This is a genomic window from Herminiimonas fonticola (genome assembly GCF_003293745.1).
Taxonomy (GTDB): Bacteria; Pseudomonadota; Gammaproteobacteria; order Burkholderiales; family Burkholderiaceae_D; genus Oxalicibacterium; species Oxalicibacterium fonticola.
In genome coordinates this window covers 243,723-264,384 of record NZ_PTLZ01000002.1, presented here as the reverse complement: position 1 = coordinate 264,384, position 20,662 = coordinate 243,723, and the positions used below count along the sequence as shown (strand labels likewise).

Here is a 20,662-nt window from a genome sequence, read left to right as displayed (position 1 = left end):
ACTAAAGCAGTCAGCATCGCCTTCATCCTTGACAATTGATTATCGGCAAGCAACCATGCGACAGGTAACAGATAAAAATAAATTACTCAGGGAAAACACATGACTGACATTTCTGTTTTTCAGACTGAAAATGAAGGCGAGCCGCAGCAGACGGGCCCGTTGCCATTTTCATTCAGTGGCACAGGCAGCGAATATTTCCGCATCTGGATCGTCAATCTGCTGTTATCGATCATCACCTTGGGTATTTATTCCGCGTGGGCAAAGGTAAGGCGGCTCAAGTACTTCTATGGCAACACGACAGTCGCCAATTCCAGCTTTGAATATCATGGCAACCCTATCGCCATTCTGAAAGGTCGATTTGTCGCGGTAATTTTGATCGTTGCTTACAACCTCGCGGTGGAATCATCAGGCATCGTTGCATTGGTGATGATCGTCGCGGTTGCGTTCTCAGCGCCTTGGCTAATATGGAAAAGCCTGCAGTTCAAACTGTATAACTCCAGCTATCGTGGCATACGCTTCGGCTTCCGTGGCTCGCTGAAACAAGCCTATCTGGTGTATCTGCTTTGGCCTCTGCTGACCGTTATCATTTTCTTTCTGGGCGCGCCGTTTGCACATCAACGTCTGAAACGGTTTCAACATCAGGAAAGTCGCTTCGGCAGCACGCACTTTTCCTTCGATGCGACAGTGGGGGCATTTTATAAACGCTACCTGATGTTCTTTATGATCTGGCTGGCCGGCTTCACAGTAATCTGCGTTCTGTTCGGTGGTGCGATCTTTACCATGATCGCTAGCGGTGGCATGAGTGATCCGACCGATACAGCAAGCGCCTTGGCGATTTTCGCTTTTGTATTTGCTCTGTATGTCTGGATGTTTTTGGTATTCCCGATTTTTGCAACGCTGATCCAGAACCTGATCTGGAACAATACACGCCTGGGCTTGCATCGTTTCCAAAGCAATATGAAATGGTCACGCGTGTCCTTCATCGCCATCACCAACATCATCGGGATTATCTGCACACTCGGCTTGTTCCTGCCGTTTGCGCAAATTCGCTATATGAAATATCGGGTTGAAGCGATGACCTTGCATCCCGAAGGTAGCCTCGATCATTTCGTTGCAGCAACGCAGGCACAAGCAGGCGCGACCAGCGAAGGCTTGACCGATCTGCTGGACTTTGACTTATCGCTTTAATGACGCAGATCCCGGCATCCTATTTCGACGGCAAAACGTCACGCGTCCATCGCGTGACGCTGTCGGTGACTGAGGGGATAGCACGTATCTCCGGTGACGCAGAGCGTGCTGCACCGATCGCCGAACTGCGGGTCTCCGAGCGTACCCGCAACGGTTTCCGCAAGGTGACTTTTCCCGACGACGCCTATCTGGAAATCAATGACGCATCGGAGTTCGATGCCTTGCTGGCCGAAACCGGATATCGCGATTCGGCTGTCGTGCGTATGCAGCAAAGCTGGCGCAGTGCGTTCATAGGCCTGATCGCAACCATCGCGATTCTGGTGCTCGGTTATTTATATGCATTGCCAATCGCAGCTAATCTTGTCGCCAAAGCCATACCGGAAAGCGTGGAGCGCTCTATCAGTACAGGGACGCTGGAGTTCCTGGATAAACGCATACTCGCACCCAGTCAATTGCCGGCGGCCAGACGCGAAGCCATCAACAAGCATTTCCAGATGATGGTGCCGCCGAAAGACGGTGCGCCATCCTACGAAATCATTTTTCGTAAAAGCAAAATCGGACCGAATGCATTTGCACTGCCTTCCGGACAAATCATCATGACCGACGAACTGGTCAAATTGATGGACAACGATGAGCAAGTCATGGGCGTACTCGCGCATGAACTGGGCCATTTACATGAACGTCATCTGATGCGCCGTATCGTGCAAAGCTCGGCGATCGGTGCCGTGGTCACGGTTATTTTTGGCGATGTCTCATCGATTATTGTGACCGTGCCGACGCTGATGCTGGATATGAAGTATTCGCGCGATGCCGAACGTGAAGCCGACGATTATGCGATCGCGATGATGAAGGCGAATGGTATTCCGCTATCGCAATTGTCTGCCAGCTTTGAGCGCATGAAAACGAAGGAAGGCGAAGCACCGCCACCGTATTTGTCCAGCCATCCATCGACGGATGAACGCATAGCGCATATCCAGAACGCGCGCTAAATGTGCGTATCGATTAGTGCGACAGAGAAGAAAGTAAAAAAGCCTGCAAATATGTTTGCAGGCTTTTTTACTGACTGAGTGACTTTCAGTTTTTTCGGTTACATCACTGCAAAGCGAAAAAAACGCTGCGGATCAGGCAGCGTTTTTTGATTTCAACACAATCTTAGTTACGAACGACGCGCTTGTATTCATTGGTGCGTGTATCGATTTCGATCACGTCGTCGCTGCTGACGAACAACGGCACTTGAACAGTGTGTTGATGCGCTTCGACAGCGTTTTCAATACGCGCTTCTTTCAATACGTTACCGGAAGTATTGCCCTTGACTGCAGGCTCCGAATAAACGATTTGACGAGCGATCGTGATAGGCAATTCAACAGAAATTGCTTTGCCGTCATAAAACACTGCTTCGCATTCCATGCCGTCTTTCAGGTAATGCAAAGCATCACCCAGGTTTTCTTCTTCGATTTCGAACTGATTGTATTCTTCGTCCATGAAGACGTACAAAGGATCAGCGAAGTACGAATAAGTCACAGGCTTTTTGTCGAGGACAACGACGTCGAACTTGTCGTCACCGCGCATGACGTTTTCCATCGGGCTGTTGGTCAGAAGATTTTTCATCTTCCACTTGTAGGTGAAGCCGGTGCGGCTCGAACCATTGACATCGGAACGCAACACGATGAAAGGTTTTGCATCCACCATAATGATGTTGCCAACGCGAATTTCTTTTGCAGGTTTCATAAAAAGTATACGTAAAAAGTAGGTTGCATAAAAATCATCTGTCGCCTGCGGCCAAAGCCACGTAAGCTCACGTTTGATCGAAAAAAGGACGCTTTAAATTAACCGGGAATTATACCTAGTTTTTTGCAGCCTCTGATCGCAGCGAGACGGCAAATTGCAACAAATTGGATGTCAAATCGCCGTTTGCCAGCATTTTTTGCTGCCAATCAATAGACAGGGATGTAATTTTTGGCATATCAGCCTGGAATGCCGACCAGCGCGCAGACCAATCGGTTGGCTCTTCACTCTCGTCTGTTTCTGCGCCGTTCCAGCATAAAGAGAAAGTAGCCATGCTGGCAATGTCAGGTGAATAACGCTGCAAAAATGCACGCAATTTTTTGTGATGCAGATTTTCGTCTTGCGGATAGATATGCCAGATAAACGGCTTGCCTGCCCACTGCGCGCGCACCCACGAATCCTCGCCGCGCACAAAATTAAGATCGCAAGCCCATAGCAGCTTGTCGTAATCCGGCTGAGCAACGAATGGCAGCACACGCACTGTCAGTGCGCCGCGCGTGCATGCAGCTCCGGCTTTTGCCTCTGTGCCGAGAAATGTCTGTATCGCGTCGCTTGCAACACCTTCCGGCACCAGACAGGTAATGGCTGTTTCACCGTTTTGCCAAGCTTCAAACAAGGCAGCAACCGGCGCATGCGGATAACAAAACAAGGACACTTTGGTCGAGGCCATCTCTGCCGACGTTACGCCGAATTGAGCGAGAAATTCTGCCATGGCTATAGGATCAGATTGAAATTGCTGGCGCTGCTCTTCCAAAGTTGATTCGCGCAGCAAACCACCTGTTTTCCCCGTAAAACCCGGGAAGAAAAAATGCTTGGTCAAAGGCAGGCGCGAATGAGACGAAGGCAAGGTATGGCAACCCTCCACCCACTCTTCGGCGGTCAAACCTTCAAGGTTGAGCCACACTGGGCGCGGATTACATTCGGCCATTGCAGTGATATAGCCAGGTGGAATATCGCAGGCAAAAAATTCAATGACGATGTCGGCCAAATCACTGACCGTGAACACGCCGTCCTGATCACGCCAATGACGGATCGTTACGCCGAAAATTTGCTGTTCTTCAGCATCGAGCAACACTTCCGGACATATCCTTTGGAAGCTCCGCAAATCGTCTACCCACAAGGTGACGGCGATATTGTGCTCTCGCTGCAATTGCCTTGCGAAGCGCCAGCAAATACCGATGTCGCCGTAGTTATCGACGACACGGCAAAACAGATGCAAGGTTTGTGGAAATGTCATGCAAGCAGCCAAAAATTTAATTCACGCATGATAGACGAGGATGAGACGATGGTTGTCGAAAATCACTCGACAACCATCATTCCATCATCGAATCAATGCGCACCCGCAGCATCGGCTGGTGCACTTGATTTGCTTGGCTTGGTCATCCAGATGAATGAAATCAGGATCAGGAACAGGATTGCCGATATCCAGAAGATATCCGTCGCCGCCAAGGTGCTTGCCTGCACCGTCATCGAACGATCAATGACTGCCCATGCGCCCTGTTCGGTAAGACCCCGCGATTTCAATGCTTCTACCGATAGTGTAAATGCAGGATTGTGCGGACCAGTATGTTCAGCCAGTTGCGCGTGATGCAGAATCGTACGGTTGTCCCACATCGTCGATGTCACTGAGGTGCCTATGCCGCCGAACATGATGCGCACAAAATTCGACAAACCCGCCGCTGCCGGAATCTTGTCTGGAGATTGCCCGGACAGGATGATGGACGTCAGTGGAATAAAGAACATCGCCATCGCCGCGCCCTGAATCACGGTTGGAATCATCAGCGTTAATACATCCACATCCTGCGTGAACTGTGCGCGCATGAAAAACACCAGCGAAAAAATCAGGAAGGCAGTTGTTGCCACCCAGCGCGCATCTATCTTCGGCAACAGCTTGCCAACTACAGGCGACAAAATGATTGCAAAAATACCGACCGGCGCCATCACCTTGCCGGCTTCCGTCGCGGTATATCCCAACTGCGTTTGCAGCCACAGAGGCAAGATCACCAGGCTGCCGAAGAACAAGCCGTAAGCCACAGAGATCGCAATCACGCCACCGCTAAAGTTACGTCCCTTGAACAAGGACAGATCCACTACCGGATGCTCTTCACCGACTTCCCAGATGATGAAGTAGATGAATGCCACTGCAGCGACCGATGCCAGGATGATGATTTCACCTGAATGGAACCAGTCCAGTTCCTTGCCTTTATCCAGCATCAGTTGCAAACAACCTACCCACAATACGAGCAGCACCAAACCGACCTTGTCGATAGGCAGCTTGTAGGTTTTAGATTCCCGTTCGCGATAAATAGACCAGGTGGCCCACGCCGCGAAAATACCGATAGGAATATTGATGTAAAAGATCCACGGCCACGTGTAGTTATCCGAGATCCAGCCGCCAAGCAAAGGACCGGCAACCGGCGCAACAAGCGTCGTCATGCCCCAGAATGCCAATGCCATCCCGCTCTTCGCGGGTGGATAACTGGACAGCAGCAGAGCTTGCGACAAGGGAATCATCGGCCCCGCCACCGCGCCTTGCAAAATCCGTGCAGCAATCAGCAGTTCTATACTCGGTGCCAAACCACACAAACACGAAGCCAGCACGAACAACAAGATAGACGTGATGAAAAGACGCACCTGACCAAAACGCTGCGTCAACCAGCCTGTCAGTGGAACCGAAATCGCATTCGCCACCGCAAACGAGGTAATCACCCACGTGCCCTGTTGTGGCGATACGCCAAGGTCGCCGGAAATCGCCGGGATGGATACGTTCGCAATCGACGAATCGAGTACGTTCATGAACACCGCCAGCGACAAGGCTATTGTGCCGACGACGAGTGGCGTACCACTCAGGGGCGGCAACGCGGTACGAGGAGTTGCGCTCATGATTTAGTGTGTATTTTTTGTGGCTGCACTATTGCTGTTGGCGGCAATGATGCTCGCAACACGCGCTTCTGCTTCATGACCTGCATTGTCAAATACCGCGGTTTGATAAGCAGGTTGAGTACGCGCAGGCACAGCCGATGTCAGCGAGGTTCCTTCGGCATGTGCGATGTCTACTTCAACCTGCATAGACAAACCCACACGCAAAGGGCGTTCAGCCAATTCTTTAGGATCGAGTTCAATACGCACCGGAATACGTTGCACCACCTTGATCCAGTTACCGCTGGCATTCTGCGTTGGCAGCAAGGCAAACGCAGCGCCGGTTCCGGCAGATAGTCCCGCCACCTTGCCGTGATATTCAACACGGCTGCCATACAAATCAGAATGCAAGGTAACCGGCTGACCGATACGCATCTTCGCGACTTGCACTTCCTTGAAGTTGGCATCAACCCACAAGGTCGTCAGCGGTACGATCGCCAGCAAAGGTGTGCCTGGCGCGACACGCTGACCAACTTGCACTGAACGTTTCGCGATATAGCCGGTAATAGGTGCCGGCAAGGTATTGCGTGCCAAAGTCAGATAAGCCGATTGCACTTGCGCAGCTGCACGTTGCACGTTCGGATGATTCGCAACCGAGGTGCGATCTGTCAGCACCTGATTCGACGCCAGTTGTTCACGCGTGGCTTGCAAGGCAGATTCTGCGGCTTGCAATGCGGTGCGTGCGTGATCTAGTTCTTCCTTCGATACCGCACCGGTTCCGCTCAATTGCTCTCGGCGCGCCAGATCGGCTTTGGCACGCGCAACATCGCTGATGCGTGCAGTGACATTCGCATTCAAGGTGCCGTTGTTGACGAACAGCGTGCGCACTTCCCTTACGGTTTGCGCGAGTTGCGCTTCCGCTTGGTCCAGTGCCACTTTGGCGTCGCTGTGATCCAGTTCGATCAAAGGTTTGCCGGCTTGCACAAGTTCGGTGTCATCGGCATGGATCGCGATCACGGTGCCACTGACTTGCGGCGTGACCTGCACTACATTGCCTGCTACATAGGCGTCATCGGTATCTTCAAAATGACGCGCGTAGATTGCCCACCAGATGCCGTATGCAATCAGCAACAGCGCCAACAGGATAGAGACGGCGATGATGCGTTGGCGACGTTTGCCATTATTGGCTGGAGGTGTTTCTGTTACTGCTGTGTTAGTCGTATTCATGATGCACTTCTCACGGAGGTGGAAACGTTCGAGGGAGTAGAGTTTTGTTCAATTGCGAGACCTTGCGCCTGTGCGTCAAAACCGCCGCCCAAAGCCTTGATCAAACCTATGCGCAAATCGCTGCGACGCGCCTGCAAATCAAGATCGACACGACGTTGCGACAGCAGCGTCATCTCGGCAGCCAGGGCCGGCAACATATTGGTAGTTCCTATGCGTTCGCGTTGCTGCGCCAGATCCAGATTGCCGGAAGCAGCTTGCGTGGCTTTTTTCTGCTGTTCGCTTTGCAAGGCAACAGCACGCAGAGATGTCACTTGGTCGGCGACATCGTGCAAGGCATCGGTCAATGCGCGGTTATACGTGGCGACCATGCTGTCGTATTCCGCCACGCGGCCTTTCAGATTTGCACGCAAGGTGCGACCTTCCAGAATCGGCATCGTGATTGCCGGGCCGACTCCGACGATGCGACTGCCGCTTTTCAGCAGATTGTTCAAACCGATACTGGAGAAACCTGCATAAGCCATCAGATTGATATTCGGATAGAACGCAGCCTTGGCAGCACTGATGTCGCCCTGCACTGCTTCAACCTGCCAGCGCGCCGCAACGATGTCCGGTCTGCGCCCCAATAATTCCAGAGGCAAAGTGTCGGGCAAGGCAATTGCGACATCAGCTGGTAGAACCGGGCGCTCGATTTGACGACCGCGATCAGGACCCTGCCCCAACAATGCAGCAAGCTGATTGCGTGTCAGCGAAATTTGCTCCAGCAATTGTTCGTGCTCTGCCCCCAAACTTGCGACTTGCTGGCGTGTTTGCTGATTCTCGGATTTCGCATCCAGACCTGCATCCAGACGCAGTTGCGTCAGATGTGCGATCTTTGCAGTGACATCCAGCTGCTGCTGATTCAAATCGAGTTGCGCATACTGACGTGCCAACTGTATCCATGTGCGTGCCACTGATGTTGCGATCACCAGGCGTGCGTTGTATTGCTCAGCCTGTGCAGCTTTGCCTTGTGACAGTGCACTGCGCAATTCGCCCGCATGCTTTCCCCAGAAATCAAAATCGTAGGAAAAGTTAAGACGCAACGCGTTGTCCGTGCGATATGTACCCGCATAAGGCGGCGGAATAATGTAGTTCTCACTGAAACGCTGATAGGTACTGTCAAAACTTGCGGATACCGATGGACGGCTGGCAGCATCTGCCGCATCTGTCATCGCAGTAACTGCAGCCACGCGCGCGGCGGCTATCTGCAAATTCGGATTACCTGCAATCGCTTCATCGATCAAGGATTGCAAAGATGCACCGCCAATTGCTTGCGCCCATTTGGTGTCTGGCCACTGACCATGCTGATCCGGCAAGGATTCGGCCGTCGAATAATCCGCCGGCTGACGCAAGGTGCCGCTGGTTTCTATTCCCTTGAAGCTGGCGCAAGCGCTGAGCAAAACAACTGCGCAACTGGTTGCGACCATGCCGCGGAAAGAACCTTGGTTTGAACCGGCAGAAAAACGTAAAAGGTTTTTCATCATTCGCTCCTGTCTTTCGCTTCCTTGCCGCTGGTTTCCGGTGCCGCGCCGTATAGCAACTTGCGCAGCAAAATTCTGAGCGTATTCACTTCCTCACCGCTGAACTCGGCAAAGTTTTCATTGAGCACGCCCACATATAAATCTGGCAGTTTGTCCGCAAGCTCGACACCTACTTCCGTCAAACGCAGATTGATCACGCGCCTGTCATCACCACGCGGCATGCGTTGAATCAGGCCGCGTTTTTCCAATCTATCGACCATGCGAGTGATGGATGCCGAATCGATGTACAACTCGCGCGACAACTCCGCGGCTGTCGAGTAATTCCCTGAGTTCAACATCAGCAACATGCTGCCTTGTGCGTGCGTGATGTCGTGCTGAGCCAAATCGACATCGACCGCTTTCGCCAGCTTGGTACGGGCACGCGCCAAGAGATAACCAACGCTTTCCTCTACGCACCAAGAACCGGATGGGAAGATTTTTTCAAGCTTGTTCATATATATGCCTCAATCAATAACTGATAAGTCAATAACTGTCTAGGCAGCTAATTTAACAGCGTTTTTATTTCGTAGTGCTAAGAAAACGTTAAGAACCGTCGGATTCAGAAGAATTTTGCGCGCGGGATATCCAAGTGATATCAGACTGTTATCTCGCGCGGCCTAGTCGCCGCACCAGAGCATGCAACAATGACATCGCAGCAAAGCATTTTCGCTGCAGCGAGAATGATGAGCCGATTACAAAAAGCCGCTGCGGAAAACGACACTGCAAGTTTGCAGCAATCATTGTGAACGTCAGAAGTAATGCGGGAGTAAAGACAAGAGAAGACGCTAACGAGCAATTGCACCGTCTGCGTTGAAAGTAATTATCTGAAGCTGAGGCTCAACATGCTTGCGAGCGTTTGGGTAGTAACCAGATATGAACTGCACAACAGCCATAAACGAAAAAAGCTCTGATTATTCAGAGCTTTTTTCGTACCAGACGAATCTGGAATTTGGCGTCCCCAAGGGGATTCGAACCCCTGTACTCACCGTGAAAGGGTGATGTCCTAGGCCTCTAGACGATGGGGACAAAAATCTGTCCTTGATACTGACCTTTTGCAAATTCGGCAGCGGTGATAAGCGAGGGCTTAAGCACTGATTCTTTGCGTCCTAACCTTGAATGAAAAAAGCTCTGAGCAATCAGAGCTTTTTTTTACCAGACGAATCTGGAATTTGGCGTCCCCAAGGGGATTCGAACCCCTGTACTCACCGTGAAAGGGTGATGTCCTAGGCCTCTAGACGATGGGGACAGAAACCTGTCCATACTGACCTTGTACTACTAACTACTCTGCGCTTTGCTGGTGGAGGTAAGCGGGATCGAACCGCTGACCTCTTGCATGCCATGCAAGCGCTCTCCCAGCTGAGCTATACCCCCTCTTGCGCAGAAGCGAGATTATAGCAAAGGTTTTCTCACTGTGTAAATCACTCTTTTGAATCTTTTTAAAGATAGTTAGTGATACGTGCCAAAACTACTTCGCGACCAAACAATTCGACCACTGCATCGATCGATGGTGTTTGCAATTGGCCCGTGATGATTAAACGCAAAGGCATAGCCAATTGCGGCATTTTTATTTTATGCGCAACGAGTACTTCTTTCAGCGCAGCAGACAATGCTTCTTTGGTCCACGCTACTGTTTTCAATTGTTCTGCATATTGCGCAAGCGCTGGCTTGATTGCATCCGTCAGGTGCTGCGTCAGCAATGCTGCATCCGGCGCAGGCTGGCGATAGAACAGCATGGCCGCAACGGCCAGCTCATTCAATGTATTGATGCGGTCCTTCATCAATGCAATGACGGAGGCCAGATCAGGTGCATTAGCAAATTGAGCACCGTGACTTTCCATCATTGGGCGCACCAGGCCAGCGAGGCGTGTATTGTCCGCTTGCTTGATGTAATGGTTATTCAACCAGTCGAGTTTTTCCGGATTGAATTGCGCAGGCGATTTAGTCAGGTGATCGAGATCAAACCATTGCGTGAACTGTTCCATCGAAAACACTTCATCATCGCCATGGCTCCAGCCGAGGCGCGCCAGATAGTTCAGCATCGCTTCCGGCAAATAACCTTGCGCCGGATAATCCATCACGCTGACTGCGCCGTGACGCTTGGATAATTTTTCGCCATCGGCACCGAGAATCATCGGCAGATGTCCATATAGCGGCAAAGGCGCACCGATCGCCTGCAGGATATTGATTTGGCGCGGCGTGTTGTTGACGTGATCATCGCCACGGATCACATGCGTGATCTTCATGTCGGAATCATCCACTGCCACGCAAAAGTTATACGTAGGTGTGCCATCAGGACGCGCAATTACCAGATCGTCCAGCTCACGATTCGAAATCGTGATCGAGCCTTTGACGACGTCGAGCCAAGTCACATCGCCTTCAGTCGGATTGCGGAAGCGCACGACAGGTTTGCGATCGGCAGGAATCGGCGGCAAGGCTTTGCCTTCTTCCGGACGCCAGGTACCGTCGTAACGCGGCTTTTCTCCTGCAGCACGTTGACGCTCGCGCATTGCTTCGACTTCTTCCGGCGATGAGTAACAGTGATAAGCGGTACCCGCAGCCAGCATCTGTGCAATGACTTCGCGATAACGGTCCATGCGCTGCATTTGATAGAACGGACCTTCGTCGTGATGCAAGCCCAGCCATTCCATTCCTTCGATGATCGCCTGCACGGCTTCAGGTGTGGAACGTTCGAGATCGGTGTCTTCAATCCGCAGCACGAAGGTGCCGCCGAAGTGGCGTGCGTACGCCCACGAAAAAAGCGCGGTACGCGCACCACCAACGTGGAGATAGCCGGTAGGGCTGGGAGCAAAACGGGTGCGGACTGTCATGGCAAATAAAAACGGCCTTGGATTGCCAAAGCCGTCCTGTAAAAAAACGCCATTTTACCGCGTCACCATGCGGATGGACCAGCCCCGACTGCAATATCCGATCTGCTTCAAACAGATAAGGGCAAGGTGGCTTAGCAATATGACTCATATACAGTCATTTAATGGCTATATATAACGTGAGGCTGCGACAACCCGCGCGGCACTGCTAAAATTACGCCTTTCTTACCTTATTCATCAAGCATCATCTTATGAGCAATCCCTTGCCGCGCAAACTTTTCGTCACGACCGCCCTCCCTTACGCCAACGGCGCCTTCCATATCGGCCACATCATGGAATACATCCAGGCCGACATCTGGGTGCGGTTCCAGCGCATGCAAGGCAGTGAGGTGAATTTCGTCGGTGCCGACGACGCGCACGGTGCACCTATCATGATCGCGGCGGAAAAAGCCGGCCTGACGCCTCAGCAGTTTGTCGCCAACATCGCCGCTGGTCGCAAGCAATATCTGGATGGTTTTCATATTGCCTTCGACAACTGGAGCTCGACCGACAGCCCGGAAAATCACAAGCTCGCACAACAGATTTATCTGGACTTGAAAAAATCCGGATTGATCGCGACCAAGACCGTCGAACAATTCTTCGATCCGGAAAAAAGCATGTTCCTGCCGGATCGCTACATCAAGGGCCAATGCCCTAAATGCGGTGCGAAAGATCAATACGGCGACAATTGCGAAGTTTGCGGCGCGGTCTATGTACCTACCGATTTGATCAATCCGTATTCGACGCTGACTGGCGCGACACCGGTGTTGAAGAACTCCGAGCATTTCTTCTTTACGCTGTCCGATCCGCGTTGCGTGGAATTTCTTGAGCAATGGATACAAGGTAACGACACCGACGGCAAACCACATCTGCAGTCGGAAGTCGCGAACAAGGTGAAGGAATGGTTTTCGATACGTGACAATATCGACGGCAGCACCAGCGAAGGCTTGAGCGATTGGGATATCTCACGCGATGCGCCTTACTTCGGTATCGAGATTCCGGATTCGCCAGGTAAATATTTTTACGTATGGCTGGATGCTCCGGTCGGCTATCTGGCGTCGCTGAAAAATTTGCTCGATAAACGCGGCGACAACTTCGACACCTACATAGCCGATCCTGCGCTGGAACAAATCCATTTCATCGGCAAGGACATCGTCAATTTCCACACGCTGTTCTGGCCTGCTATGTTGAAATTCAGCGGCCGCAAAACACCGAACAAGGTATTCGTGCACGGTTTCCTGACTGTCAACAACGGCGAAAAAATGAGCAAGAGCCGTGGCACCGGCCTCGATCCATTGAAATATTTGAGCCTCGGCATGAACCCGGAATGGTTGCGTTACTACCTCGCAAATAAACTCAGCGCACGTAACGAAGACATCGACTTCAATCCGGAAGATTTCATCGCGCGCGTCAACAGCGATCTGGTTGGCAAATATGTGAACATCGCCAGCCGCGCTGCCGGCTTTATCGCAAAACGCTTCGACGGCCGTGTCGTCACCGACTGGGCGACCAGTGACGATGCATTCATCAGCAAGTTGCGCGACATCGCACCTGAGCTGCAATCGCTGTACGACCAGCGCGAATACGGCAAAGCCCTCCGCGCCATCATGGAACAAGCCGACATCATCAACGCCTATGTCGATGCCAACAAACCGTGGGAACTCGCCAAGAAGCCGGAAAACAGCGCTGCACTGCAGGAAGTCTGCAGCCGCTTGCTGGAAGCATTCCGCATCCTGACCATCTACCTGAAACCGGTATTGCCGAATCTGGCCACACAGGTCGAAGCATTGTTGAATATAGAACCGCTGCAATGGCATCACGTAGGTACGCCACTGCCGAACAATCATCTGGTCAATCCGTATTCGCACTTGATGACCCGCGTCGAAGCTAAGATGCTGGATGATTTGTTCGACATGCCTGCAGTCGTTGATGCGACTGTCGGTGTACCTGGCGCGACCTCGAACGGCAATGGCGCAACAGGCATCGAAGCAATCGCATCGGAAATCAAGATCGACGATTTCGCGAAGATCGATTTGCGCATTGCAAAAATCGTCAACTGCGAACACGTGGAAGGTTCGGATAAATTGCTGCGTCTGACACTGGATGCAGGCGAAGGTCGTTTGCGCAATGTATTTTCCGGCATCAAATCGGCATACAAACCGGAAGATCTGATCGGAAAATTGACTGTGATGGTCGCCAACCTCGCGCCACGCAAGATGAAGTTCGGTATCTCTGAAGGCATGGTACTGGCTGCCTCTGCCGCAGACGAGAAAACTAACCCAGGCATTTACATTCTGAATCCATGGCCAGGCGCAGAGCCAGGCATGCGCGTCGGCTGATCTACAGAAACAAAGCAGAAAATAAAAACGGGCCAATTGGCCCGTTTTTTATTGCGCTCTATTTTCGCCTTATTGTTTTTCAATGGCATTAGAGCGATACAGCCACGCTTTTACATCCGCCAATACCTGATCCGACAAGACCGGATCGTTCAACACGCGCGACAGCGTGACTGCACCTATCATTGCAGCCCAATTTCCAACCGCTGCCTGACGTCGCTCCACCTCTGTTTCGCCCGTCATTGAACGACTGAAGTTTTCAATCTGGCGACATGCACTTTCCGTCATCGTTGCGCGCGCCGCATCCGATGCGCGCGTAGCCTCCTGCGCCAAGGTCGAGAACAGACATCCGACACCAGGATTGTCTCTATGCTGATTGCTTAAATAAGCATCCCCAAACGCTGCGAAGTCGATCGCCGGCGCATCCGGATCGGAATACGGCGCCAGCGTATGCGCAAAAGCTTGCGCCAGCAAATCATCCTTGGATGTGAAATGTCCGTAGAACGCGCCGTGCGTCAGACCTGCGGCTTTCATCACTTCCGCCACAGTCACGCCTTCAAACCCGCGCTCGCGAAACATGCGCGCCGCCGCATCCAGAATCAATTTCCGGTTTTCTGCGACCTGCTCTTTGCTGATTTTCATCTTTTTCCTTAGCTGAAAATAATCACAAATTAATGCTTGACACTTTACATGACAGTCATCATGATTGCAATCATTATGAACATCATGATTAATCTTGATGCCATAAAGCAGTCCTTTGACTGCTATCCCGACTCGTTTTAATTATTAAAGGAATAAGCATGAGCATCGAAGCCAAAATCACCACCGTCTTGATCACCGGCGCCTCCACCGGTATAGGCGCAACCTACGCCGACCGTTTCGCCAAACGCGGCCACAACCTGATACTCGTCGCCCGCAACGGCGCACGACTGGAAGAAGTCGCAGCACGCCTGCGCAAGGAAACCGGTGTGACCGTCGACATCATCGTCGCCGACCTGACCAAATCCGCCGATCTGGCAAAAGTTGAAACCCGCCTGCGCGATGACAAAGACATCGGTATCTTGCTGAATAACGCTGGCGCAGCAGCACATGGCGGTTTTGAAACTTCAACCGCCGATGCGCAGGAAAATCTGATCGCATTGAACATCACCGCACTGACACGCTTGAGCGCAGCGGTCATTCCCCGTTATCTGGCACAGGGACAAGGCGCGATTGTGAACATCGCTTCAGTAGTCGCACTTGCCCCCGAACTGCAACTTGGCATGTACGGTGCAACCAAGGCTTATGTATTGCACTACTCGCAAGCACTGCACGTAGAACTCGGTGCACGCGGCGTGTATGTTCAAGCGGTATTGCCGGCAGCGACAAGAACAGAAATCTGGGAACGCTCGGGACGTGACGTCAATGAGATCAACGGCGTAATGGAAGTTGGCGAATTGGTCGATGCGGCATTGGTCGGCTTTGACCGTGCTGAAGTCATCACGATTCCGCCACTGCCAGATGCTGCGCAATGGGAAACATTCAACACTGCACGCCAGGCAATGTTGCCTAATCTCGCGCAGGAACACGCGGCAAAACGTTATCAGGCTTGATCACCAGAGCTGGTATTGGCATCTGCATTTCCTTTGCGAACTCTCTTCATCTCTTGGAAGAAAGTGCAGCGAGGAATGCAGATGCTTGCTGTTGGACGCAAGTTCGACGCGGTCTTGAATACTGACTTCACGCACGCCATTGTCTGGCACAAAAGCTGCTGCTAACATCGTCTCCATGCAAACCCACTCGTAGCAATCGCTGCATCCGGCAATCATAGTGATCGTGAAGGTACAGACTAATGAAGTTCCAATTCTCGTTCCACCCGCGCCTGTTCGATTCCTTGCGCGATTACGATGCTGGTTTGTTCTTCCGAGATCTGAGCGCAGGTTTGACTGTCGGTATCGTTGCTCTTCCCCTTGCGATGGCATTTGCGATCGCAAGCGGTGTCAAACCCGAAGCGGGTATTTTTACCGCAATTATTGCGGGATTTCTGATCTCTGCATTCGGTGGTTCGCGCGTGCAAATCGGCGGCCCGGCCGGCGCCTTCATCGTCATCATTTACGGCATAGTCGAAACCTACGGTGTCGCCAACCTTTTAATTGCCACCATCTTCGCCGGCATGATGCTGTGCGCCATGGGCTTGTTCCGCCTCGGTTCTCTAATACGTTATATCCCGGTGCCTATTGTGATCGGCTTCACGAACGGGATTGCCGTTTTGATCGCCTTGTCGCAGATGAAGGATTTTTTCGGCTTGCGGATAGACAAGATGCCTGCCGATTTTTTTGCGCAACTGCAGGTACTGACGACGCATATCGACACCTTCAATCCGATCAGCGTGGCGATTGCGATCCTTTCATTGATTCTGATTTTTGCCTGGCCATTGATCTGGAAAAAGAAAGTGGATCTGCCTGAATGGCAAGCCAGCCAAAAATCCAATCGCCTGTCAGCCATCATGCGCGCCATACCCGGCACGATCCTGGTCTTGATCCTCGCAACCCTGGCGGTCACGCTGTTCGATCTGAAAGTCGATACTATCGGCAGCAAGTTCGGCGGCATTCCGCAAGACATACCTTCATTTCAGTTGCCGCAGTTTTCGTGGGAACTGGTCAAGCAATTATTCCCGCCTGCGCTGACCATCGCTTTACTGGGCGCGATTGAGTCGCTGCTGTGCGCGCGCGTCGCCGACAACATCACCGGCGACCGGCACGATCCGAATCAGGAATTGATGGCTCAAGGCCTCGCGAATGTCGTCACGCCTTTCTTCGGCGGCATACCTGCGACTGGCACAATTGCCCGAACGGTAACCAACATACGTGCGGGTGCCGCAACGCCGATTGCCGGCATCCTGCATGCACTGACTTTGCTGATCATCGTCTTGATTGCCGCGCCGCTTGCCAACAATATTCCACTGGCCGCACTCGCTGCCATTCTTCTCTACGTCGCTTACAACATGGGCGAATGGCATGAGTTCGCACGACTCAGACATTTTTCAATGAACTACCGGATTCTGATGCTCGCCACTTTTCTGCTGACGGTCATCGTCGATTTGACGGTGGCGGTGCAAGTTGGGTTGGTGCTGGCGTGCGTGTTTTTTATTTATCGAATCTCCAGCCTGACGCGTATCGAATTGATTCCATCAGACAGTTTGCACGTACCCTTGCCACGAGGCGTGATGGCTTACTCGATCTTTGGTTCGCTGTTCTTTGGTGCAGTCGGCAAGCTGGAAGGATTGATCGCACCGAAGGAGATGCCGGAAAAAGCGTTGATTCTGGAATTGCATCAATTGATCAATATGGATGCAACCGGCCTGGACGCACTGGAAACCATACACAAGGCATTGCAGCAGCAAGGTAGCCAACTCATTCTGTGTGGACCGAATCAGCAACCGCTGGATCTGATGCGACGCAGCGGTTTTTTGAATCGTTTGGGATTACAAAACTGCCTGCGCACACTGCCGGAAGCCGTCATGCGCAGCGAGATACTGGCTTCCTGATATTGTTTGGATCTAGGTCTAACCGCGCACCGGATCGCTCACAGAAGTCTGTGTAACCGTGCCGCTGTCGACATCGAAATGCACATTGAAAAACCGCTCTGTCGTCGGGCCTTCCAGATAACGCCAATCCCACACTTCTTCATTTTTCAAACCGAACTTGACGACGGTACGCGGCTTGCCGAGTATGCGGCGCACCTGATCGCGGCTCATGCCAACCTTGATTGTTGCGAAATTCTGCTGCGTTAATACCTGCGTGTAATTCTGGAAAATTCCCTGCGCATCCAGATTCACCATGAAGGTGCGATGTCCTTCCGGCCCCTTTGGATATTCCAGCGTGCGCGATCCGTTATCTTCTTTCCAGACCATTTCCGGCTCGCCCATCGCACTGCGCACGTCGGTTTCGGTCGACACGCCTTTGCTCAATTTTTCCAGTCCGAAGTCTTCAATCGCACGGCCATTACAGCCGAACATCAACAAACCGCAAACAAAGCTGAACAAGGCACGTAAAAAATTCTTCATGGTGCTTCCATTTAAATAGCGGCATCTAGTTGCCGAACATTGGTTTTATCAGCATCGACGTCGGGCAATTGCCAAAATGGCAGTTTATTTCGCCTGTTCATAAATAGCTGAATGAGCAGCTGGATTGTATCCTTATGGAACATCCAGCAACTCATCCGGTAAAGCCCATCAAAACCCGGCAAAAGACAGGGTAAAATAGCGGTTGATTCCACCTTGTTGCCAATTTACTCATGAAACTCAGCAAACAGCACGCCAATTATCAGTCCGAGATCACTCAATTCATCGATTCGCTGAAAGAGAAAAATCCGAACCTGGAAGCATCCCAGCTCGCAGGTCGCGCATTGCTGTGGGATAAAAGCCCTATCGATCTGGAAACACAAGCGCGCAATCAAGCTTCACGTATCGATCAACAAGCTTACCCGTATCAAAACAAAGTCCGGTAAATGAGCAACGGGCCGAACACAATGCTGGCGCACTTGCCTTCCAGTGCGCCTGATCTTGTGGTCGATGGCAGGCCGGATACCACGCCGGATGTCATCGATGGCGTCGCGTATGCGCGCCTGTATGGCGAACCGCTGTTCCGCATGCCGACGGATTTGTATATTCCGCCGGATGCACTGGAAGTCTTTCTCGAAGCATTCGAAGGTCCACTCGACCTGCTGCTCTATCTGATCCGCAAACAAAATTTCAACATCCTCGACATTCCGATGGCGCAGGTGACGAAGCAGTATTTGCAATACGTCGATCAGATCCGTCTGCACAATCTTGAACTGGCTGCCGAATATCTGCTGATGGCAGCGATGTTGATCGAGATCAAGTCACGCATGCTGCTGCCGGTACGCAAAGCCGATACCGGCGAAGAAGCCAGCGATCCGCGTGCCGAGCTGGTACGTCGTCTGCTCGAATACGAACAAATGAAACTGGCATCGCAACAAATCGACGCCCTGCCGCAATTGGGTCGCGACTATGTGCGCACCCAGATTTACATCGAGCAAAGCATCGTCACGCGCTGGCCGGAAGTCGAAGTCGTGGATCTGCAGGCTGCATGGGCAGATCTGATCAAGCGTGCCAAACTGACTGCGCATCACATGATCAGCCGCGAAGAATTGTCGGTGCGTGAACACATGACATCTATCTTGCGCCGCCTGCAATCGACCAAGTTTGTCGAGTTCGCCGATCTGTTCGATCCGTCACGCGGCGTGCCTGTCGTGGTCGTCAACTTCGTCGCACTGCTCGAACTCGCCAAGGAAACCTTGATCGAGATCACGCAGGCCGAGCCTTTTGCACCGATTTATGTGCGTCTGGCCTACGCGCCTAGCTGACCACGCATTTAAAGCTTTCCTACTTTTTCATTCATACAGATATTTCATCATTTCGTTTTGCACTACTTGTTAACGCGCAACGAACTCTTACCAAGACAGCTTTATGAAGATCATTTCCTGCATCGAAGAATTGCGCGACCATTTGCGCGGCCAGTTACGCACTGCATTTGTTCCGACCATGGGCAATCTGCACGACGGTCATTTGTCCTTGATGCGTCTGGCGCGCAAACACGGCGACCCGGTCGTCGCATCCATCTTCGTCAATCGCCTGCAGTTTGGCCCTAACGAAGATTTCGACAGATATCCGCGTACGTTTCAGGCTGACGTCGAGAAGCTGGAAAAGGAAGGCGTCTACATCCTGTTCGCACCGACGGAAAAAGATCTGTACCCGGAGCCGCAGGAATTCCGCGTGCAACCGCCGAACGATTTGGGCAATACGCTGGAAGGCGAATTCCGCCCCGGATTTTTCAGCGGCGTGACGACCATCGTATTGAAACTGTTTTCCTGCGTACAACCTAGCGTCGCTGTATTCGGTAAAAAGGATTATCAACAGCTGATGATCGTGCGCAATATGTCCAAGCAATTCGCATTGCCGACTGAAATCATCGCGGCTGAAACCTATCGCGCAGAAGACGGCCTCGCGCTGTCATCACGCAATATGTACTTGTCGGCTGAAGAACGTGCAGAAGCGCCTACTCTGTTCCGCAACCTGAATGCAGTTGCCAACGAAGTACGCAGCGGCCATCTGGATATTTTTGAACTGGAACGCCAGGCCATGGCCGACCTCAAGCAACGCGGCTGGCAACCTGATTACATTTCCATACGCAAGCGCAGCAATCTGCAACCGCCGACTGCAGGCGATATGGCGCAAGGTGAAAAACTGGTGGTGCTTGCCGCCGCAAAATTGGGCGCCACGCGCCTGATCGACAACCTGGAAATCTGATTCTCCATTCCGCCTTGGCTTCGTCTTGATTTTCTAATTCGACGCAGCCAGGGATGCGGATGAGCAGGTTGCAATAATTTTTTGCAATTGCTGCTTGTGCGTGTCCACATTCCCATCGATATACAGACTGGTACGAAACCCCTCGGTACCAGCCAATATGCAATAAATCGCCTTGCAGGAAAAATGCAGCTGCACGATGCGCGCACCGATGACCGCGTCCAGCATGATGGAACACAGCTTCCCTGCCTTGATCGGCGACGGACTCATGACAGCCAGACCATGCGCAGACACATCCACAGTGCGTATCTGCAGCGTCGCCTCATCGGTCGTCATCAAGCCGCGCCGGCGAAATACATAACGTTGTTCTTGTCGTCTTGAATCCTGTGCAGCCAGCATTGCATGCGCACTCATGATGACTCTTTCTCAAAAGGGAGTAGTCATGAATGCTACGGAGTCAGCATGACGATTTGATGACAACGTAAGGTTCAAATGTTAAAGATGCTTGAGCAAGCGGATGCGGCAGATTACGCAGAAAAT

18 protein-coding genes and 3 tRNA genes are annotated in these 20,662 nt (G+C 52.0%); 8 read left to right on the top strand and 13 right to left on the bottom strand.

Annotated features, from left to right (window positions below; genetic code table 11):
* Positions 1-99 precede the first annotated feature (99 nt).
* Entirely contained in the window at positions 100-1,188 is a 1,089-nt protein-coding gene (locus Hfont_RS08620) for a YjgN family protein (protein ID WP_112991982.1), read from the top strand.
* Positions 1,188-2,177 carry a M48 family metallopeptidase gene (locus Hfont_RS08615; RefSeq protein WP_112991981.1) on the top strand — a complete coding sequence of 330 codons (990 nt, stop codon included), beginning with the start codon at positions 1,188-1,190 and terminating at the stop codon, positions 2,175-2,177. Before Hfont_RS08620 ends, Hfont_RS08615 begins: the two co-directional genes overlap by 1 nt.
* Positions 2,178-2,340: 163 nt before the next feature.
* On the opposite strand, the gene Hfont_RS08610 is transcribed toward Hfont_RS08615, so the two are convergent.
* From Hfont_RS08610 to gltX, 10 genes are all read right to left on the bottom strand, one after another.
* Positions 2,341-2,916: an elongation factor P gene (locus tag Hfont_RS08610; protein ID WP_112991980.1), complete on the bottom strand. Its 576-nt coding sequence runs from the start codon at positions 2,914-2,916 to the stop codon at positions 2,341-2,343.
* Positions 2,917-3,031: 115 nt separating this feature from the next.
* Entirely contained in the window at positions 3,032-4,210 is a 1,179-nt protein-coding gene (earP, locus tag Hfont_RS08605; RefSeq protein WP_112991979.1) for an elongation factor P maturation arginine rhamnosyltransferase EarP, read from the bottom strand.
* 92 nt (positions 4,211-4,302) lie between these two features.
* Positions 4,303-5,859, bottom strand: a complete 1,557-nt coding sequence (locus Hfont_RS08600; protein ID WP_277740457.1) for a DHA2 family efflux MFS transporter permease subunit — start codon at positions 5,857-5,859, stop codon at positions 4,303-4,305.
* Positions 5,860-7,059 carry an HlyD/EmrA/EmrK family protein gene (locus Hfont_RS08595; protein ID WP_112991977.1) on the bottom strand — a complete coding sequence of 400 codons (1,200 nt, stop codon included), beginning with the start codon at positions 7,057-7,059 and terminating at the stop codon, positions 5,860-5,862.
* Positions 7,056-8,579: an efflux transporter outer membrane subunit gene (locus tag Hfont_RS08590; protein WP_241523055.1), complete on the bottom strand. Its 1,524-nt coding sequence runs from the start codon at positions 8,577-8,579 to the stop codon at positions 7,056-7,058. The genes Hfont_RS08595 and Hfont_RS08590 overlap by 4 nt, the downstream gene beginning before the upstream one ends.
* Positions 8,576-9,070, bottom strand: coding sequence for a MarR family winged helix-turn-helix transcriptional regulator (locus Hfont_RS08585; RefSeq protein ID WP_112991975.1), 495 nt, complete (start codon positions 9,068-9,070; stop codon positions 8,576-8,578). The genes Hfont_RS08590 and Hfont_RS08585 overlap by 4 nt, the downstream gene beginning before the upstream one ends.
* Positions 9,071-9,565: 495 nt before the next feature.
* A tRNA-Glu gene (locus Hfont_RS08580) sits at positions 9,566-9,641 on the bottom strand.
* A gap of 144 nt (positions 9,642-9,785) precedes the next feature.
* A tRNA-Glu gene (locus Hfont_RS08575) sits at positions 9,786-9,861 on the bottom strand.
* A gap of 49 nt (positions 9,862-9,910) precedes the next feature.
* A tRNA-Ala gene (locus Hfont_RS08570) sits at positions 9,911-9,986 on the bottom strand.
* A 65-nt stretch (positions 9,987-10,051) separates the two neighbouring features.
* Positions 10,052-11,443 (bottom strand): glutamate--tRNA ligase, encoded by a 1,392-nt coding sequence (gltX, locus tag Hfont_RS08565; RefSeq protein WP_112991974.1) that lies wholly within the window; start codon positions 11,441-11,443, stop codon positions 10,052-10,054.
* A gap of 248 nt (positions 11,444-11,691) precedes the next feature.
* On the opposite strand from gltX, the gene metG reads away from it, so the two are divergent.
* A complete protein-coding gene (gene metG, locus Hfont_RS08560) occupies positions 11,692-13,818 on the top strand; it encodes a methionine--tRNA ligase (RefSeq protein WP_112991973.1) in 2,127 nt (708 codons plus the stop codon).
* Positions 13,819-13,887: 69 nt separating this feature from the next.
* Here the strand turns inward: metG and Hfont_RS08555 are convergent, their stop codons facing one another.
* Positions 13,888-14,457: a TetR/AcrR family transcriptional regulator gene (locus tag Hfont_RS08555; RefSeq protein WP_112991972.1), complete on the bottom strand. Its 570-nt coding sequence runs from the start codon at positions 14,455-14,457 to the stop codon at positions 13,888-13,890.
* Positions 14,458-14,615: 158 nt separating this feature from the next.
* Between Hfont_RS08555 and Hfont_RS08550 the strand changes: the two genes are divergently transcribed.
* Both Hfont_RS08550 and Hfont_RS08545 read left to right on the top strand, forming a co-directional pair.
* Complete coding sequence (locus tag Hfont_RS08550; protein ID WP_112991971.1) at positions 14,616-15,407, top strand: SDR family NAD(P)-dependent oxidoreductase; 792 nt, start codon at positions 14,616-14,618, stop codon at positions 15,405-15,407.
* Between the two features lie 239 nt (positions 15,408-15,646).
* Complete coding sequence (locus Hfont_RS08545; protein WP_112991970.1) at positions 15,647-17,341, top strand: SulP family inorganic anion transporter; 1,695 nt, start codon at positions 15,647-15,649, stop codon at positions 17,339-17,341.
* A gap of 18 nt (positions 17,342-17,359) precedes the next feature.
* Here Hfont_RS08545 and Hfont_RS08540 read toward each other — a convergent pair whose 3' ends face one another.
* Positions 17,360-17,860 carry an outer membrane protein assembly factor BamE gene (locus tag Hfont_RS08540; protein ID WP_112991969.1) on the bottom strand — a complete coding sequence of 167 codons (501 nt, stop codon included), beginning with the start codon at positions 17,858-17,860 and terminating at the stop codon, positions 17,360-17,362.
* 230 nt (positions 17,861-18,090) lie between these two features.
* On the opposite strand from Hfont_RS08540, the gene Hfont_RS08535 reads away from it, so the two are divergent.
* The 3 genes from Hfont_RS08535 (at position 18,091) to panC (ending at position 20,125) form a co-directional block, all read left to right on the top strand.
* Positions 18,091-18,303, top strand: a complete 213-nt coding sequence (locus Hfont_RS08535) for a DUF3460 family protein (protein ID WP_112991968.1) — start codon at positions 18,091-18,093, stop codon at positions 18,301-18,303.
* A gap of 21 nt (positions 18,304-18,324) precedes the next feature.
* Positions 18,325-19,182 carry a segregation and condensation protein A gene (locus Hfont_RS08530; RefSeq protein WP_112991967.1) on the top strand — a complete coding sequence of 286 codons (858 nt, stop codon included), beginning with the start codon at positions 18,325-18,327 and terminating at the stop codon, positions 19,180-19,182.
* Positions 19,183-19,285: 103 nt separating this feature from the next.
* Positions 19,286-20,125, top strand: coding sequence for a pantoate--beta-alanine ligase (panC, locus tag Hfont_RS08525; RefSeq protein ID WP_112991966.1), 840 nt, complete (start codon positions 19,286-19,288; stop codon positions 20,123-20,125).
* Between the two features lie 33 nt (positions 20,126-20,158).
* Here panC and Hfont_RS08520 read toward each other — a convergent pair whose 3' ends face one another.
* Positions 20,159-20,536, bottom strand: coding sequence for a PilZ domain-containing protein (locus Hfont_RS08520; protein WP_112991965.1), 378 nt, complete (start codon positions 20,534-20,536; stop codon positions 20,159-20,161).
* Positions 20,537-20,662: the final 126 nt, after the last annotated feature.

Coding starts and splice junctions, on each gene's coding strand:
- Hfont_RS08620 (WP_112991982.1), top strand. CDS start 100: ATGACTGACATTTCTGTTTTTCAGACTGAAAATGAAGGCGAGCCGCAG.
- Hfont_RS08615 (WP_112991981.1), top strand. CDS start 1,188: ATGACGCAGATCCCGGCATCCTATTTCGACGGCAAAACGTCACGCGTC.
- Hfont_RS08610 (WP_112991980.1), bottom strand. CDS start 2,916: ATGAAACCTGCAAAAGAAATTCGCGTTGGCAACATCATTATGGTGGAT.
- earP (WP_112991979.1), bottom strand. CDS start 4,210: ATGACATTTCCACAAACCTTGCATCTGTTTTGCCGTGTCGTCGATAAC.
- Hfont_RS08595 (WP_112991977.1), bottom strand. CDS start 7,059: ATGAATACGACTAACACAGCAGTAACAGAAACACCTCCAGCCAATAAT.
- Hfont_RS08590 (WP_241523055.1), bottom strand. CDS start 8,579: ATGATGAAAAACCTTTTACGTTTTTCTGCCGGTTCAAACCAAGGTTCT.
- Hfont_RS08585 (WP_112991975.1), bottom strand. CDS start 9,070: ATGAACAAGCTTGAAAAAATCTTCCCATCCGGTTCTTGGTGCGTAGAG.
- gltX (WP_112991974.1), bottom strand. CDS start 11,443: ATGACAGTCCGCACCCGTTTTGCTCCCAGCCCTACCGGCTATCTCCAC.
- metG (WP_112991973.1), top strand. CDS start 11,692: ATGAGCAATCCCTTGCCGCGCAAACTTTTCGTCACGACCGCCCTCCCT.
- Hfont_RS08555 (WP_112991972.1), bottom strand. CDS start 14,457: ATGAAAATCAGCAAAGAGCAGGTCGCAGAAAACCGGAAATTGATTCTG.
- Hfont_RS08550 (WP_112991971.1), top strand. CDS start 14,616: ATGAGCATCGAAGCCAAAATCACCACCGTCTTGATCACCGGCGCCTCC.
- Hfont_RS08545 (WP_112991970.1), top strand. CDS start 15,647: ATGAAGTTCCAATTCTCGTTCCACCCGCGCCTGTTCGATTCCTTGCGC.
- Hfont_RS08540 (WP_112991969.1), bottom strand. CDS start 17,860: ATGAAGAATTTTTTACGTGCCTTGTTCAGCTTTGTTTGCGGTTTGTTG.
- Hfont_RS08535 (WP_112991968.1), top strand. CDS start 18,091: ATGAAACTCAGCAAACAGCACGCCAATTATCAGTCCGAGATCACTCAA.
- Hfont_RS08530 (WP_112991967.1), top strand. CDS start 18,325: ATGCTGGCGCACTTGCCTTCCAGTGCGCCTGATCTTGTGGTCGATGGC.
- panC (WP_112991966.1), top strand. CDS start 19,286: ATGAAGATCATTTCCTGCATCGAAGAATTGCGCGACCATTTGCGCGGC.
- Hfont_RS08520 (WP_112991965.1), bottom strand. CDS start 20,536: ATGAGTGCGCATGCAATGCTGGCTGCACAGGATTCAAGACGACAAGAA.